The organism is Nostoc sp. 'Peltigera membranacea cyanobiont' 213, assembly GCF_002245975.1.
Taxonomy (GTDB): Bacteria; Cyanobacteriota; Cyanobacteriia; order Cyanobacteriales; family Nostocaceae; genus Nostoc.
In genome coordinates this window covers 102,814-119,900 of sequence record NZ_NOLI01000003.1, presented here as the reverse complement: position 1 = coordinate 119,900, position 17,087 = coordinate 102,814, and the positions used below count along the sequence as shown (strand labels likewise).

The 17,087-nt window shown below is 41.3% G+C and carries 10 protein-coding genes and 1 pseudogene; 7 read left to right on the top strand and 4 right to left on the bottom strand.

Annotation, left to right across the window (positions count from 1 at the left end; translation table 11 throughout):
- Nucleotides 1-88: 88 nt before the first annotated feature.
- The 3 genes and pseudogenes from CDG77_RS01740 to gshB form a co-directional block, all read left to right on the top strand.
- Nucleotides 89-712 (top strand): annotated as a pseudogene (locus CDG77_RS01740) (cistern family PEP-CTERM protein); the annotation flags it as partial.
- Nucleotides 713-1,023: 311 nt separating this feature from the next.
- Complete coding sequence (grxC, locus tag CDG77_RS01735; RefSeq protein ID WP_094327583.1) at nt 1,024-1,287, top strand: glutaredoxin 3; 264 nt, start codon at nt 1,024-1,026, stop codon at nt 1,285-1,287.
- Between the two features lie 196 nt (nt 1,288-1,483).
- Nucleotides 1,484-2,458: a glutathione synthase gene (gshB, locus tag CDG77_RS01730; RefSeq protein ID WP_094327582.1), complete on the top strand. Its 975-nt coding sequence runs from the start codon at nt 1,484-1,486 to the stop codon at nt 2,456-2,458.
- Between the two features lie 415 nt (nt 2,459-2,873).
- Here the strand turns inward: gshB and ftsZ are convergent, their stop codons facing one another.
- The 3 genes from ftsZ to CDG77_RS01715 form a co-directional block, all read right to left on the bottom strand.
- Complete coding sequence (gene ftsZ / locus CDG77_RS01725; RefSeq protein WP_094327581.1) at nt 2,874-4,190, bottom strand: cell division protein FtsZ; 1,317 nt, start codon at nt 4,188-4,190, stop codon at nt 2,874-2,876.
- Nucleotides 4,191-4,244: 54 nt separating this feature from the next.
- Nucleotides 4,245-4,535, bottom strand: a complete 291-nt coding sequence (locus CDG77_RS01720) for a hypothetical protein (RefSeq protein WP_223269684.1) — start codon at nt 4,533-4,535, stop codon at nt 4,245-4,247.
- 564 nt (nt 4,536-5,099) lie between these two features.
- Nucleotides 5,100-5,954, bottom strand: coding sequence for a cell division protein FtsQ/DivIB (locus CDG77_RS01715; protein ID WP_094327580.1), 855 nt, complete (start codon nt 5,952-5,954; stop codon nt 5,100-5,102).
- Nucleotides 5,955-6,648: 694 nt separating this feature from the next.
- On the opposite strand from CDG77_RS01715, the gene CDG77_RS01710 reads away from it, so the two are divergent.
- Together CDG77_RS01710 and CDG77_RS01705 are read left to right on the top strand one after the other, a co-directional pair.
- Nucleotides 6,649-7,980, top strand: a complete 1,332-nt coding sequence (locus tag CDG77_RS01710; RefSeq protein WP_094327579.1) for a P-loop NTPase fold protein — start codon at nt 6,649-6,651, stop codon at nt 7,978-7,980.
- A 102-nt stretch (nt 7,981-8,082) separates the two neighbouring features.
- Nucleotides 8,083-13,128, top strand: coding sequence for an nSTAND1 domain-containing NTPase (locus tag CDG77_RS01705; protein ID WP_094327578.1), 5,046 nt, complete (start codon nt 8,083-8,085; stop codon nt 13,126-13,128).
- Between the two features lie 103 nt (nt 13,129-13,231).
- On the opposite strand, the gene CDG77_RS01700 is transcribed toward CDG77_RS01705, so the two are convergent.
- On the bottom strand, nt 13,232-13,582 hold the full coding sequence (locus CDG77_RS01700) for a hypothetical protein (RefSeq protein WP_094327577.1): 351 nt from the start codon (nt 13,580-13,582) through the stop codon (nt 13,232-13,234).
- A gap of 822 nt (nt 13,583-14,404) precedes the next feature.
- Between CDG77_RS01700 and CDG77_RS01695 the strand changes: the two genes are divergently transcribed.
- Together CDG77_RS01695 and CDG77_RS01685 are read left to right on the top strand one after the other, a co-directional pair.
- On the top strand, nt 14,405-15,238 hold the full coding sequence (locus CDG77_RS01695; RefSeq protein ID WP_094327576.1) for a photosystem II manganese-stabilizing polypeptide: 834 nt from the start codon (nt 14,405-14,407) through the stop codon (nt 15,236-15,238).
- A 1,051-nt stretch (nt 15,239-16,289) separates the two neighbouring features.
- Nucleotides 16,290-17,066: an RNA polymerase sigma factor SigF gene (locus CDG77_RS01685; protein WP_094327574.1), complete on the top strand. Its 777-nt coding sequence runs from the start codon at nt 16,290-16,292 to the stop codon at nt 17,064-17,066.
- Nucleotides 17,067-17,087: the final 21 nt, after the last annotated feature.

Genomic DNA, 17,087 nt, shown 5'->3' with positions numbered 1-17,087 from the left:
ACTGGCTATACTACTCTGCAAAGCAATTCATCTATTACTCCTTTATAATACACCGTATTCCTAAAAGAGTCGCACCCATTTCAATCTTAGCGATATTGGTAAAAAGTTCCAATTTAACTTTGATGGTAGCGTAGCTACGCAAAATGTCTCTGGACTAACGTCTACAGCATGGTTGACTTTGAAAAGCTTCACTGGTGTGGCAGCAAATTTTGATGTCGCTTTAGATAACACCTCTAGTAATGGCATCAACTCTAGAACTTCTGGCTTGGGTTTTAATGTGTATTCCGACCTTCTGTCTACCAATAAACTTGATTTGGCTTCTGGAAAAACAAGTTCGTCGGGACTTTTTAGCAACGCTGTTCTCAACGGTAATTTTCCCAATCAGTTTGGTGATATAGATGTATGCTTCACTGACGGTAACACCTGTCAGGGTGGACAGAATGGTGGTGTGAGAACAGAAGATGGTCTTCAGAAGTTCTCCTTCTCTCTCGCTTTCAATAAGCCCGTTGACTCATTTGCACTAGGTAACTTTGGAGTACGCTACCAGAGTATTGAAGGAACTAATCTAGGTACTAGTGGAACAGGTCAAGGAAAATATTATAAATCTAAGGAACCCTCACCAAGAAGAGTACCTGAGCCTGGTACATCAGGAGCTTTAGGCTTATTTGCTGTAGGTGCGCTGAGACTGCTAAAGAAAAAGCCTTTAGTCTAATTCAAAATTTTTTCGTTACACAGTATCGGCAGCATTTGCCAAAATCATTGAAAAACTGACCTATTAGCTAAATAGCGGCGCTTATTTTGACAACTAATGTCAGACGAAAAAGCTCCGCTATGTTTTATCTGTTCGTAGATAACAAATTCTATGCTATAAGATACTAGTAGATTTACTTGACTGATATTTATTTATTCATTATTTAACACTATAAAATATTTTGCATGGGCTTAGATTAAAAGAGAATAGAGCCGCTACAGCCAGTGGCAAAGTTCTAAAATTAAGAAGTATTAAATCAAGTTGAGGACATTATGGCTGCCAAAGTAGAAATTTACACTTGGAGGACTTGCCCTTTTTGCATCCGTGCCAAAAGTTTACTGAAGAGTAAGGGTGTTGAATTTACCGAATACAGCATTGACGGAGATGAAGCAGCCAGAAACAAAATGGCTCAAAGAGCAAATGGACGGCGCTCTTTACCGCAAATTTTCATCAATGATGACCATATTGGTGGTTGTGATGACATCCACGCTTTAGATAGTCAAGGTAAGCTGGATGAGCTACTAACTACTGTCTAAGTTTAGAAGATATTGCGATCGCTAGCAACAATCGACTAAAACTCTATTTACGAACTTTTTTCTTGCAAAAGCATCTGTCCACAAGACTTTACCCTCCAGTTTCGACTCAGCAGTACAGATGTACGTCAATTAGTAAGATCGTCAAGAGATAATAATTGAATAACCATTTAATTTCTTGGTGATTGAGGTATAAAGGGTGAAACTGGCTTTTATCATTGATCCCATCCATCTACTTGACCCGTGTCATGATACCAGCATTGCCCTGATCGAAGCAGCGCAAATTCTGGGACACGAAGTTTGGATAACTCAAGCAAATCTGCTGAGTGTAGTGGAGGGCAAAGCTTGGGCTGTACTACAGCGAGTCGAACTTGTACCAGTGCAGTTAGTCGAGGGACGCTGGGTAGCGGCGAATCCTTGGTATAAGTTGAGCGATTCTTCCTTAACTTCTTTAGAGACAATGGATGCCGTATTTATGCGGACAGATCCACCTGTAAATGATTCCTACCTCTATGCCACCTACATTCTGGATTACATTGATCAAAATAAAACCCTACTGATTAACAGTCCTAGCGGCATCCGAGGGGCAAATGAAAAAATGTATGCCCTCCAGTTTACCAAAGCAATTCCAGAAACGATTGTCAGTGCTGATAAAGAGTTTATCCGAGAATTTGTCAAAGCAAAGGGGGCAGCAGTTCTCAAACCACTGGGAAACAAAGCTGGAGAAGGAATTTTATTTATGCAATCAAGCGATCGCAATTTTAACTCCATTGTCGAACTCAGTACCCTCCAAGGTCGAGTGCCAGTAATGGTACAAACCTATCTACCGGAGGCAAAAGCAGGAGATAAACGAATTATCCTGCTCAATGGCGAACCGATTGGTGCGCTCAATCGCCTCTCTAGTGGAACTGATTTTCGCAATAATATGGCAACTGGTGGTACAGTCGCTCAAACCGAAATTACCTCAAGAGAAAATGAAATTTGTACCCAAGTAGCCGAACGCTTACGCCAAGACGGTTTAATTTTTGTGGGGATTGATGTTATTGGTGGCTACTTAACTGAAGTTAACGTAACTAGTCCTACAGGAATTCGTGAAATCGATCGCCTAGATGGTACTAATCTTGGTCATCAGGTTATTCAATGGATTGAACACTCACTAAAAACTAAAAAATAAATGTAAATTATTCTTTACTTGGTGTCTATTCTCCAGAAAACAGAATTCCTTCAGACGCTTGTGTGGGTAAGTTACCCACGCAGCTTTGTTTATTTATATTGAATATAAGTTTAATAGGTTGCGGTGGTAGATGTAACTATGTCTACGACTGGCTACGCTTAAGCATTCCTCATCGGGAAGGTCTTCTGGTTTATTTATTCCCAAAGCACAGCTAGACATGGAAGCCAGCAAACTCCTGCCCAAGTTAATTCTATAAGTAGCTTTAACAAATTTCTTTACCAATGAGCAAAATTAGGGATGGCAACAGATTGCTTATCCCTGCTTTTGGTAAAACCCTGAAACTAACAGATTTTATACAGCACTCAGCCTAACCTGAGACTGCTAATTTAATCTAAAATCTCAAATCCAAAATCTTTTAATTCCGTGGTGTTCGTCGGTTTTTCAGAAAGTCAGGTATATCCAATCCAATTTTTTCTTTTGGTTCTGGAATTGGAGTTGGAGTTGGAGTTGCAGTTGGAGTTGAAGTTGGGGGATTAACTGCGGGTTGTTGTGTTGTTGGTCGCTTCGAGGTATTAGGTGCTACTCGAACGTTAGCTACGCTTTGTTGTACGGCAGCTTGCACTTCACCTGTAAATCCGGTGGCAATTACAGTAATTCTTACCTCGCCTTGGAGTCTGTCATCAATTACAGCCCCAAAAATAATATTGGCGTTGGGATCGACTACTTCATAGATTGCTTCTGCGGCTGCATTCACTTCATGCAAAGTCAGGTCAGTACCACCAGTAATATTAAATACAACTCCTCTAGCGCCTTCAATAGAAGACTCTAGTAATGGCGAAGAAATAGCTGCGATCGCAGCTTCTCTGGCTCTAGATTTCCCAGAACTCACACCAATTCCCATCAATGCCGATCCCGCATCTGCCATAATAGCTCGGACATCAGCAAAGTCAACGTTTACCAAACCGGGAATGGTGATGATATCAGAAATACCTTGCACCCCTTGACGCAGCACATCATCTGCATAGCGAAAAGCTTCTTGCACAGGCGTTTGTTCGGGGATCACTTCCAGCAATTTGTTGTTGGGGATAATAATCAGTGTATCTACCCTACTTTTTAGTCCTTCAATCCCTTGTTCTGCTTGGCTGGTGCGGCGGCGACCTTCAAAGACGAATGGACGTGTGACTACCCCAACAGTCAGAGCGCCCATTTCTTTTGCTACTTCTGCCACGATTGGGGCTGCACCAGTTCCAGTACCACCACCCATACCGGCGGTGATAAATACTAGGTCAGCACCCTCTAAAGCCGTAGCAATTTCGTCTCGTGATTCCTCCGCTGCCTTTTGACCAATGGCAGGATTACCACCTGCTCCTAAACCCCGCGTTAGTTTTTGGCCAATTTGTAATCTACTGGGAGCGCCTGCCAAAGTTAAAGCTTGGGCATCAGTATTAATTGACCAAAATTCTACACCAGAGACATCAGATTCGATCATGCGGTTAACGGCATTGCCACCGCCGCCACCGACACCAATCACTTTGATGTTGGCAACCCGACCAGGAACAATCTCGCCAATTCGGCTATTTTCCGCAGAAATCTTCTTATTCTCGTGATTTTGTCCGAAGTTCAGCCCAGAGTTATTAAACGGATTGGTCGAGTTAACTGCTAGAGAGAACCCAGGCTGTCCCGGAGATTGGGAATTTTTATAGGTAAGTCCTTGGTTATTATCAAGTGTCATTGGATTTGTGAAAGGGTAGATAAACGACTTTTTCAGGTGCTATTCACCTAAGAGTCAACTATAGTTTGACACTGCCACAATACTATGGCACTGTTTTTTATTGTTTTCACTACTGCCAAGCCTAACAGAATTGGCAGTGCGAAAATTTGCTATGGGATAAGCTTTTAACGCAGCCGATCGCACAGCCAATTCTAGAGAAGTATACCTATATTTATCTAAAAGTGACCTGTATAACTTCAACCAGACATTAATCTCTTGATTCTTCTCAGGGAAGGACATAACTTCTAAAGACACACTACAGCGCATCTTATCTGCCTCAATAATATTGTTAATAGGTTTCACCATTGGGGATGATTGCAACTTTAGACACAAACTTTACCTTATACTTACTTATTCTTAAGGTTGAAGCAAGCAAGAATTTACTTGTCAGACTATACCTGATTAATTTGTTGTTTGGGGGGTCTTAATGGACACTTTGTTTGCAGCAATAGTTTATCTTACGAGAACCCTCACTAGTGTGGTCAAAAAATCAACATTTTCCTAGAGGTTTCTTAACCCAATTAGGAATTACGGTACCAAATAGTCCAAACTGATTGCTCACAAGCAGCATTTACGCAACTTTTGGCAGTACTGAAATTTACAGATTTCAACTTCAGTAAACTGTCTTTGGAAGTATCCTCAACAGACCAAAGTTAGATTATCCGACATCTTGCACCCTACTACTTAGATGTTAGGGTAACAATTGAGAGTGTTTTACTCGCAATGGAAATTTATATGATCGATCTTCTCATTTTAATTAGAAGTTAATGCCGATTTTCGTGCGGTTTGCTGAAAAACTGAAAATAATAAATACATTTATCAGCAGAAAGCTTCTTAATTTACTAGGAGCTATCAATACATTAAATATTGCTAGATGTTTTTAGGGGTTTTGGGAGTTAATTTTTGGTCTTTTTGGTTCATTTGTACTAAGGGGAATTCGGGATTTTTCAGATCAATATACTCTATTTGACCGGAATTGAGTTTTGCTGATAAATGGCGCATTTGGGCGAGTACCTTAATTTGTTCAGACAACTGGGGGCCTGGAACGCCAAGATGTACATTTCCTAGTTCTGTTTTCAAAATTAAATTCGCTGGATTTTGGCAATCAATTTCCATAATTTTTACGGAACTTTGGCTGACAGCTTGATGAATTTGAGTCCAGTAGAGACAGTATTGTTTTGGCGACCCAATTACTCTGAGATTGGGTAGTTTCCTAGTGGGATTCAGTGATGTGTATTTTTCTAAAGGCATCCAGGCCCCACTGGCATCTAGTAAGCCGATTGTGATTTTTTTGTTGCCAGTGCCTTGATTTTGTCCACTTGGTGTTTGAGTTACCGCGACAGGGACTCTTTCTTGGATTTCGATGTTTAATCCAGGGGGAAAGAGGCGGCGTCTGACGATCGCTTGGGCAATAGTTGGTTGTTTTTTCAAAGAGTTAGCGATCGCTGCTGGTTCAATCCGCCACAAAGATTGGGGATAAGATAGCACCAACAGGGATTTAGTTGTCTCATCTGACAGTAATTGATTGCCTGATTTCATCACTACTTGTTTGGGAGTTTTTAACACCCACATCGGTTGAATTGCCACCCACAGCAATCCACCCGCCAAACCAGTAATGGCAAAAGTTCGCCAAACAGCTTGAATAATTTTCATCTGCCGCCGCCGCCGTAATTTCTTACGACGCTGGGCTAGATCCGTGCGGGAAACTGATAATATGCCAGCCATTCAAACCCCTTTCTGGTTACAATTCCAATTCCTTAACGCGCTTGTATCATCATTAATCTCAGTAAACACTGTCGGCATCTATTAGCCACTCTCCTCAAGACTTTTTTTATTTTTAGTAACACTTTACAGTAAGTACACAACCAACCTGGCGCTAGTCATACCTCCTATTAAAGTTTCCGGTGTCCATTCTTAACTCACTGTTGTCTTTTTGACAAGAGATAGTCAAATATTTTTTTCTCTAAAGATTACAAAATATTAATTTAAATATTTCTGATTTTGTTTTCTTGACAAATAGAATGTGAAATGACAACTAAGTATTCCTGAATCTCTGTATAAATTGCTATAATTCATACCAGTCTTACCTCATCAGCCAAACAAACTGGAAATCATACAATGTAGTAGCTTTTTTTACTAATTAACTCAGCCAGAAAGGTTTGTGCCAGGTCAAAAAAAAAGCTACTACATTGGCAAAACCTCAATAGCAGGTGTAAAAAGGACAGATATGCTTAAGGTTATTAGGGTCAATTAAATCTCTACCGTACTACTGACAGTGATTCTGTAATAAATACTGTCTTTTGCAAGATACTACCAACTTGCGAATTAATCGTGTGCCTACATCCAGGCTAGAGATTGTTTGTATAAAAAATACGAATAGAACTGCATCTCCACACATCTACATCCGCCTCCACATAACATGAAAACGACATTAAATTTGTCACGTTTTTACAAAGCATGTAATCCAAGTTACACGCTTAATATAAGTAACGTGCTAGATCGCCAGTATTACATAGATTTTGCTGATGTCCGTGGTTGCAAGATTGTTGAAGAATTGCAACGGACTATAGTTAGGATTTCTCCTGATGAGCCAACTTGCCAGTTATTTACGGGTCATATTGGCTGCGGTAAGTCAACAGAATTGCAGCGTCTAAAGACAGAACTAGAATTGGCGGGATTTCATGTAGTTTATTTTGAGTCTAGTCAAGACTTAGATATGGCCGATATAGATATCAGCGATATTTTGCTGAGTGTAGCCCGTCAAGTCAGTGCCAGTTTAGAAGGGATTAACATCAAACTCAAAGGTGGTTACTTTACCAATTTGTTCAAAGAAGTAGGCGATTTTTTGCAAAGCCCCATAGAGCTTTCTGGACAAGCAGAGTTGTCCTTGGGTATTGCCAAAATTACCGCCAAAACTAAAGATAGCACCCAAGTGCGGAATCAACTGAGGCAATATTTGGAGCCACGGACTAATAGTATTTTGCAAGCGATTAACGAAGAAATTTTAGACAAGGCTGTTGAACAGCTAAAGCTACGGGGTCAAAAAGGACTGGTAGTGATTGTAGATAATTTGGATCGAGTGGATATGCGTCCCTTAGCATCGGGGCGATCGCAACCAGAATATCTCTTCATCGACCGAGGCGAACAGTTACGGCGACTTAAATGCCACCTAGTTTACACCATTCCCCTGACCTTAATTTTCTCCAATGAGTACGAGACACTAAAAAATCGCCTGGGGGGAGGGATTGCGCCAAAAGTACTGCCAATGGTATTAGTGCGGCAAAGAGATGGTAATGACTACGAACCAGGGATGTCACTAGTACGCCAGTTAGTTCTAGCAAGAGCTTTTCCAGAAGTTCCTTTGAATGGAAGGCTTTCATTAATTACAGAATTATTCGATTGCTCCCAAACCTTGGATCGTCTCTGTCGCGTTAGCGGTGGTCACATTCGCAACTTATTGGGTTTACTTTATAGCTGTCTGCAACGGCAAGATCCACCTTTTTCTAGGGACTGCTTGGAAGCCGTGATTAAAGACTACCGCGACGATCTGCTATTAGCTATTGATGAATCCCAGTGGGAATTATTGTTTGAAGTAGTGCAGCAGCAGAGAGTTAAAGGTGAGTCTGACTACCAGAGTTTACTACGAAGCATGTATCTGTTTGAATATCGCGATCCTCTAGGGCGCTGGTTTGGCATCAGTCCAGCCCTTGCAGAAACAGAAAAAGTTTTAGCTTGGCAACAAAACAAGTAACAGTTCTGAGTAAGTTAATTGTCATTTGTCATTAGTCCTTTGTCGTTTGCCATTGGACTAATGCCTCATGTCCCATGTCCCATGCCCAATGCCGAATAATCAATGACTAATGACAAGCCGCTACGCATCTACACCAAAGAAAATCAGCATACTTTGCAAAGACTGATTAGAGCGATCGCACTTTCCGAAGGTCAATTTGCCCTGATTTTAGTTCGGTGCAACTATGGGCAATTACGCGAGCAAATGTTAGAAAATATTCGCTCCATCACCAAAGATATCAATATTAGAGAACTCGTTCTCAATTCATCAACTACTTCTTTACACAACACAATAGTCTCAGAACTATCTTTAGATAATCCTGCTGTCCTCACAGACTCTTTACCAGCAGCTGTTATGGTTTTTGGTCTTGAGTCAGCGAGCGACCTAGAAAACTTACTTACAGGCATTAACCAAGCACGAGATATCTATGCTGCGACCTTTCCATTTTCAGTAGTATTGTGGCTACAAGATGAAGTGGCATCATTGTTGTCCAGATTAGCACCTGATTTTAAAAGTTGGGCTGCAACCACAATTAAATTTGAAATGGCAAAAGTAGATTTAATTGCTTTGATCCATCAAGAAGCAGAATCTTTATTTGCCAAAGTTTTAGAAGCAGGTGCTGAAACATTTTTATCTAATGCCTCCCTAGATTTAGATCCTAAGTCTCAACACCGCCACGAAATAGAATCAGCCCGTAATGATTTGCTGCGCCTATATGGAGTTCAATTAACACCAGGATTAGAAGCTAGTTTAGAATTTGTGTTAGGGCGAGATAAATACGCCAACGATCAAATTAATGGTGCTTTAGCCAATTATCAAAGAAGCCTAGCGTTATGGCAGCAGGAAACGAAGAGAGTAGCCGAGTGGGAGAGTAATTCTTCTTTTCCTCTCTCATATCCTCACCCTACCCCTCCCTCGTCTTTACTCAAGCAAGCAATAGTACTATTCCACCTGGGGCTGTGTTATCACCGGATGGCAGACTTACATCACAATAGTAATAGTAGGTATTGCGAACATGCTCTCTTGTGGTTTAAACAATGCCTGGAGGTATTGGAGGGTGTAGAAAGAGAAGACTTAGTTGCTAGATTTATTTTGCCCGCTTGTGAAATGCTGCAACGTTTACAAGCTTGGGATGATTTAAAAAAATTAGCTCAAAAGTCATTACATCTACATAAAACCTATGGAACTCCTGCACAAATGGCTCAAAATTATGGTTTTTTGGCAAATGTGGCAGCTTCTGAGTCGAATTGGATACTAGCTCATGAATTAGCGAATACAGCACTTTCTATCTCCGAAGAAGCAACAGAAATTCCTCTACGAGATGCTTTGCGAACACGACGACAAGAAAGTTGGTATCTACTCTTGGTTGCACGTACACAGCGACATCTAGGTGAATCAGAAGAAGCGATCGATAATCTGGAATGGGCGAGAGTCGTTTGTGAGCTACAACATCAGCCATCACTTTATTTAGAGATTTTAGAGGAACTGCGATCGCTTTACTTTTTTGAACGTCATAACTATACAGAAGCCTTTAAGCTCAAGCAAGAAAAAATTCAAATAGAGCATCAGTATGGCTTTCGTGCCTTCATTGGAGCAAGTCAATTACAGCCGCAACGTTCTAAAATTAACCCAGCGTTAGAATCTCAAAAAATACCGTTTATTCCTGAAGGAGTTGCCCAAGAAATATCAGCTTCTGGACGACAGCAAGATGTGAATCGGTTGATTGAAAGAATTAGTCGTGCTGACTATAAACTGACGGTAATTTATGGACCATCAGGCGTAGGTAAAAGTTCAATTCTCAAAGCTGGTTTAGTCCCAGCGCTGATCGGAAAAGTTATCGGCGAACGCATTCCTATAGCTATTGTTTTGTCTGTTTATACTGATTGGCTCACAGTCTTAATCAGCAGTCTCAACCAAGTAATAGCATACACAGGAATATCCGTTAATCCTGACTCTACACCCACTATACTGTTAGAAAAAATTCGGTTAGCAACCGAGCGAAATTATACAATAATTATCATACTAGACCAATTTGAAGAATTTTTCTTTATTAATAATCCTCCCACACAAAGAATAGAATTCTACCATTTTTTTAGTGAGTGTTTAAATATTTCTTATGTCAAAATTATTCTTTCATTAAGAGAAGACTATTTACATCATTTGTTAGAATTTGAACGGTTGAGCCAAAAAAATAGTATTGGACTATATGATTTAGGTGTAATTAATAAAAATATTCTCGACAAGGACATTCGTTACTATCTAGGAAAATTCTCTAGTCAAGATGCTAAAGCCATAATTCACAGTCTTACTCAACGTTCGCATTATGAACTGAGCGAGGAATTAATTAACCGATTAGTCCAGGATTTGACAGGGGAACTAGATGAAGTACATCCAATTGAATTACAAATAGTTGGCGCTCAACTACAAATAGAAAACATTACTACCCTTGGACAATACAAGCTTTGCGGCGGCTCGGCAAAATTGGTTGAACGCTGGCTAGGGGAAGTAATCAAAGACTGCGGCCCGGAGAATGAAGAGTTAAGTTGGAAATTATTATTTGAGTTAACTGATGAAAAGGGCACGCGACCGTTAAAAACTAAAACTGATTTAGCGGTTGCATTAGTTAATAACCACGAGCTAGATACAATATCAAGCTTTGACACAGTTGGGGAACTGATTTTAGAAATATTGGTGGGTTCAGGTTTGGTATTGCGAGTCAGAGAAGAATTAGGCGATCGCTACCAGCTAGTTCACGATTATTTAGTTGAACCTATTCGCCAAAAAAACAACTATGGTATGCTCGCCGAATTTGAAAAAATCAAACTCGAAAAAACTAGAGCTGAAGTAGCCCAACAACTTAGTCAAAAGCAACTCAATTTAGTGTTGCAACGCCGACTGCGAGAAGCACGGATTGTAGGCGCAATCCTAGCAATCATGGGAGGAACAATAGCAGCATTATGGTGGCAAGCCGACTTGCAAAAAACAGCAGCAATTCGCCAAACTCTCCGAGCTGAACGCAGTGAAACCAACTTGAGAATTAGTGGAATTACTGCTGCTAGCGAAGCTCTATTTGCTTCTAATAAAGAGTTTGATGCTTTATTAGAAAGTTTGCGGGCTTGGAGAGGACTGAAACAAGCAGATGGAGTGCAACCAGATACCCGAATGCGGGTGATAACAGCCCTGCAACAGGCAGTCTATGGGGTAACAGAAATTAACCGCTTGGAAGGGCACACCGATATTGTCTGGGGAGTAACTTTCAGTCCAGATGGTCAAACCCTAGCATCAGGTAGCCGAGATCGGACGGTGAAAATTTGGTATCCTAATGGCACCTTACTCCAAACCCTCAAAGGTCACACTGATGCTGTTACCTGTGTAAGTTTCAGCCCAGATGGTCAAACCCTCGCTTCCGCCAGCCTTGACAAAACAGTGCAAATCTGGCACAAAAACCCGGTTACAGGTGAATTTGACCCCAAGCCATATAAAACCCTAAAAGGACATAAAGATTGGGTTTATAGCGTTAATTTCAGTCCTGATGGCGAGTTGTTAGCTACTGGCAGTAAGGATACAACCGTAAAACTCTGGCGTAAAGATGGTAGCTTGGTAAAAATACTGAGAGGACATAGAGGGTGGGTTAACTGGGTAAACTTCAGTCCCGATGGTCAATTCATCGCCTCGGCTAGCGACGATAAGACAGTGAAAATCTGGCAACGGGATGGTAGCCTGGTTACAACTTTGCAGGGACATCGGCAGGGTGTGATTGTAGCTATTTTCAGTCCTGATGGGAAATTTTTAGCATCAGCAGGTCGAGATAAGATAGTAAAACTTTGGCAGAGGGAGAGCAACAGCACTAAAGATGGTTTTGACTTTCGTCCTTACAAAACTTTACGGCACCATAGCGGTACAGTGTGGAGTTTAAGCTTTAGTTCTGATAGTAAAAAGTTAGCTTCCGCAGGCGAAGACAATACCATAAACCTTTGGAGTATCACTGGAACTTTTCTCAAAACCTTCAAAGGACACAGCGATGCTGTTGTTAGCATCGCTTTCAGTCCAGATAATAAATTGCTGGCTTCAGGAAGTTTCGACAAAAGCGTGAAACTATGGAGTTTAAATGCCCCAACACCGTCTATTCTTCAAGGACATCAGGATCGAGTCTTGAGCGTTGCTTGGAGTCCCAACGGTCAGATGCTAGCTTCTGGTAGTAGCGATCGCACCGTAAAACTCTGGATAAAATACACTAGTAGTGGCGATTTCAAAACTCGACTTTATAAAACTTTAGTAGGACATAAAAATAAAGTTCCTAGTGTCAGTTTTGACCCCAAAGGTGAAATGTTAGCTTCAGGAAGTTATGACAAAACCGTGAAACTTTGGCGGCTTGACGGTACTTTAATCAAGACTCTGCACGGACATAGCGATAGTGTGATGAGCGTGAATTTCAGCCCCGATGGTCAGTTTTTGGCATCAGCTAGCAAAGATAAAACGGTGAAACTGTGGAGCCGTCAAGGCAAGTTGCTCAAAACCTTAGTAGGGCATCAGGGTTGGGTAAATAGCGTAATTTTCAGCCCTGACAGTCAGATTTTAGCCTCCGCTAGTGATGACCAAACTGTGAAACTGTGGAACCGTGAAGGTAAGTTGCTCAAAACTTTTTCGCCCCATGACAGTTGGGTTTTAGGTGTCAGCTTTAGTCCCACTGATGAGTTACTGGCTTCTGCCAGTTGGGATAACACCGTAAAACTGTGGCGACGGGATGGTACCTTGTTAAAAACCTTGTTAAAGGGGTATAGCGATAGCGTTAATGCTGTCACTTTCAGTCCCAATGGTGAATTGCTTGCTGCCGCCAGTTGGGACAGTACAGTGAAACTCTGGAGTCATGAAGGTAAATTAATTAAAAGTCTTAATGGGCATCGTGCTGCGGTGTTAAGTGTCAGTTTTAGCCCAGATGGTCAAACATTAGCATCAGCTAGTGATGACAACACAATAATTTTGTGGAATTTAAATCTTGACGATCTGCTTGTTCGTGGTTGCGACTGGGTAGGTGATTACCTCAAGCACAACCGTAATCTTGAAAAGCGCGATCGCCTTATTTGTAATGGCATAACCCACAAACCCTAAGCAGAGGTGGGAAATTATGATTGACTAATGACTCTTAAAGCCTCAATGAGCAACCGCTCTTGGTTTAGCGGTTGATGAGGCGATCCGAGTTGTTAATTTCGAGCTAATCAGCAAAGGAGCGATCGCTCTCCAAAACTTCACGGCTATTTTCTTGGGGAGCCTCTTGTGGCAAATTCGCTAAAAAGGCTTGAAGCCTCATACGCTCAATATAAGGCCAGCCTCCCTCAGACTCAATGTCTTTCAGCAGCGAGTAAAGTTGCCGACGGTTAACAGGCAAACTCTCTTGAAAAACCCCATCCCGGATCTCTCGGTGTAACTGCTCTAGTTGCCTAAGCATTGCCAAAAGAGCTACAGTATCGCTTCCACAACTCCGAACTGCATCATACACCACAGTTGCGAGCGTTTGCAGTTTACAGGACAACTCCCCTGATTCCAGATTTTTGCGATCGTTCATCCCAGCCTTTCCGTATAAATGAGGTCAACTCAAATTTACCGGAGATTTTTAATTTTCCCTAGTTCCTCTAGACTAAAAGTCAAGAAAATGAACCCTCTGTAGGCTTCTAGATGGTTTATTTTATCGACTCACTGCCTTCCCTCATTCCTTCTCTTACCTAAGTAAGGGTTGAATATAACTAGATTTGTATCTTTATTAAAAGCAATTGCGATCGCTCCTAAAAGAGCGTAGTAACCTTTAGCATAGCCTCCACAGCAGCTAGATGCGATCGAGACGAGATTTTCTTTGATTTTGAGTACTTTGATTTTGAGTTAAAAAAAATCGTATGATCTGGCTAATTTACCCATCAAACAATGGGCTGTATGTAGTAGCGTCACATACATGATACAAAAAGACTTGGGCGACGCTGCTTTTGCAATTGGCAAAAGTAAAGTGCGAAGCAGACAACTCTCTTCGCACTCTTTGAGGCAAGCACTTATGCCGCTCTGTGTGGCGCTTACTCATCCACACGCCCAACTCTAACAAATGCTACCAACAGTAAAACTGCTGGTTTTTTGCTTCCCTAGTAACACACATCCAACATGGATGCAGTGTGTTACTCAGTCTGGGGTTTACATCCCAAGCTCAAGATAACGACACGTTTAACTACGTTTAGCAGAGAAAAGTTTGAGTGGCGACTTCCAACCTATACGCCCGGACACTTGTTTAAACTCTGGCAATCAGAGCAATGCAGTATCCGATCGAGGATGGCTTATCGTCAGAGATCAAAGCTTCGATGCAGTTTTACAACTTAGATATTAATTTTTGAGATTGAGGTTGACCATGAGGTATCGCGCTTTAATTGTTGCATTCTTGGCTTTGTGCCTGGGACTAATAACTGCTTGTAGTGATGCTCCTGCCACTAGTAGTAGAGATGTACTCACTTACGACCAAATTCGTGGCACTGGCTTGGCAAACAAATGCCCCCAACTAGCAGAAACAAACCGTGGCTCCATTCCCATTGATTCTAGCCAGTCTTATGCCATCAAAGAACTTTGCTTAGAACCAACTAGCTTCTTCATTAAAGAAGAACCTGCTAATAAACGCCAAGAAGCAGAATTTGTTGCTGGCAAATTGTTGACCAGATACACTTCCACTATTGACCAGGTGCAAGGCAACCTAAAAATCAACTCAGATAATAGCTTGACCTTTGTGGAAACCGATGGTCTTGACTTCCAAGCCATCACTGTGCAACTCCCTGGTGGTGAGCGAGTACCTTTCCTCTTCACCATCAAAAACTTGGTTGCTCAAACCCAACCCAGTTTGAGTAGTATTAACACCTCCACGGACTTTGAAGGTACTTTCAAAGTTCCTTCCTATCGTGGTGCTGCCTTCCTAGATCCTAAAGGTCGTGGTGTCGTCAGTGGCTACGATAATGCTGTAGCTCTCCCCGCCCAAGCGGATGATGAAGAACTTACCCGCACTAATGTAAAGCGTGCTGAAAATCTTAATGGCAAGATTTCTCTGCAAATCGCTAAAGTAGATAGCTCTAGTGGTGAAATTGCTGGTACTTTTGAGAGCGAACAGCCATCTGATACAGATTTAGGTGCTGGCGAACCCAAAGAAGTCAAGATTCGCGGTCTATTTTTTGGACGGGTTGAACCGAGTCGTGGCTAAATTCTCTGGACTTAGATAACTGACCTGGTATTAAGACACGAAAGTTAACTTCTTTGCCACCATTTTCAGGGCTGTTTCATTCCTATAAAAGCCTTACAGAGACGAAAAAAGACAAGAGAAAAATTCCTTCTTCCCTTGTCCCTAGTTTTTCAAGAGGCTTTGAAAGAATGAAACAGCCCTGCCTTTTTTTAGGGAGTAGATAGATTTTTACAAAGAGGAGAAAGGTTAAAACCCAATACCCTTGGGTTAGTGATATTTTTCCTCAAAAAATCCCCCCAGCACCAATACAGTTTAGTTAAGCATTTCTCACAAGCTTGAGGGGAAGGATGGGCAGAGGGGAAAGAACTTGGTATTTGAACTCTCCTCTGCTCCTCTGCTCAAGCGCAGGCTTAATCGAGATGTGGTGAGAAATCCGGGTTAAGCATTTCTTCCTTCTCTGCGAAATGTTGCGCGTTTGCATAGAGTCTCGTAGAGATGGCGTTACCTTCGGCAAGCCTATCTGCATCTACGTTAAAAAAATTTCCTTTGACAAAGAGTTGACCATTGATTGAACCGTATTGCCCCCAGTACAACAAAGGCTATCTCACTATTTGGTTTGTTGGCTTGCGTAAATATACATACTTTATTCTAAATATTATTAGTAGTTTTTAATTGTTGGATAAATCTTGTTTGAATGGACACGTAATTTTACTGTAAATCAAACTTTTACCTATCCCAAAACAATCCGACTACTGTTGTTTAGTTTATAAAAATTAGCTTCACCATTAATTAATTAAAGTTAAGTAAAATCCCGGTTTTATATTTAGTAATTAATTTTATATTTTATTCCTATGTAGTTTGAAAAACACCTACAGATAATCCCCAAGATAAATAACAAACTAAATACCAATTTCGCTCATTTAAACTTTGCTCGATTGTCAAGCAACTCTATGGAATTTTTTTAGAAAAACGTTCTTGTTGTCTAGAGAATTTGCTATATAAATACAGCGCGATCGCAGTTGAGTTTAAAAGTGAGTAATTGATTGTTAATTTACTCAATAAATACGGTGCTATGCCTACCACAGTCACCAATGAACTAAAACATGAAATTTGGCAGTTGTTGCGAGAATATCAGCAATCTCGGTCAGAAAATGTTCGCAATCAACTGGTAAAACTCAATTTTGGACTTGTGAGAAAAGAAGCTCACTACTGGACAAATCAATGTCATGAAACCTACGATGATTTGATCCAGGTTGGATGTTTGGGCTTAATCAGAGCGATTGAAAAATTTGAACTTTCCAAGGGACATGCCTTTAGTTCCTATGCTCTTCCCTATATTCGGGGTGAAATTCAACACTATCTCCGAGATAAAGGTGTTACCGTGCGAATTCCTCGCAAGTGGTTAGCATTGCAACAGCAAGCAATAGGAGTGTCACGCTCTTGGCGTGAAAAGCATAATCGCCAACCAACAGACACCGAATTAGCAACAGCACTGGAAATTTCTCCAAACGAATGGCAAGAAATTAAATTAGCGTGGATAAATCGCGCTCCCTTGAGTCTTGATGTGCCAATCCAAGATGGAGAAGAAGGCTCTACCTGCTTGGGAGAATTGGTTCCAGATCCTCACTATCGCAGCTTTCAATTGGCACAAGAAGACCAACTCCGCTTGCAACAAGCATTGGTTCAGCTCGAGCAACGCACCCGTGATGTGTTGGAATGCGTTTTTTTACAAGATTTAACACAAAAACAAGTTGCAGAACATCTGGGAATCAGTGTCGTAACGGTTTCCCGTAGAGTCAAGAAAGGTCTAGATTTGATGAAACAGCTTATGGGTGTAGCAGACGATTAACTGCAAATAAACTAAATCCGC

Bases quoted from the DNA above. Each gene is read 5' to 3' on its own strand.
- CDG77_RS01715 (WP_094327580.1), bottom strand. From the start codon at position 5,954: ATGGCTGGCATATTATCAGTTTCCCGCACGGATCTAGCCCAGCGTCGT.
- grxC (WP_094327583.1), top strand. From the start codon at position 1,024: ATGGCTGCCAAAGTAGAAATTTACACTTGGAGGACTTGCCCTTTTTGC.
- CDG77_RS01700 (WP_094327577.1), bottom strand. From the start codon at position 13,582: ATGAACGATCGCAAAAATCTGGAATCAGGGGAGTTGTCCTGTAAACTG.
- CDG77_RS01710 (WP_094327579.1), top strand. From the start codon at position 6,649: ATGAAAACGACATTAAATTTGTCACGTTTTTACAAAGCATGTAATCCA.
- CDG77_RS01695 (WP_094327576.1), top strand. From the start codon at position 14,405: ATGAGGTATCGCGCTTTAATTGTTGCATTCTTGGCTTTGTGCCTGGGA.
- ftsZ (WP_094327581.1), bottom strand. From the start codon at position 4,190: ATGACACTTGATAATAACCAAGGACTTACCTATAAAAATTCCCAATCT.
- CDG77_RS01685 (WP_094327574.1), top strand. From the start codon at position 16,290: ATGCCTACCACAGTCACCAATGAACTAAAACATGAAATTTGGCAGTTG.
- CDG77_RS01705 (WP_094327578.1), top strand. From the start codon at position 8,083: ATGACTAATGACAAGCCGCTACGCATCTACACCAAAGAAAATCAGCAT.
- CDG77_RS01720 (WP_223269684.1), bottom strand. From the start codon at position 4,535: ATGGTGAAACCTATTAACAATATTATTGAGGCAGATAAGATGCGCTGT.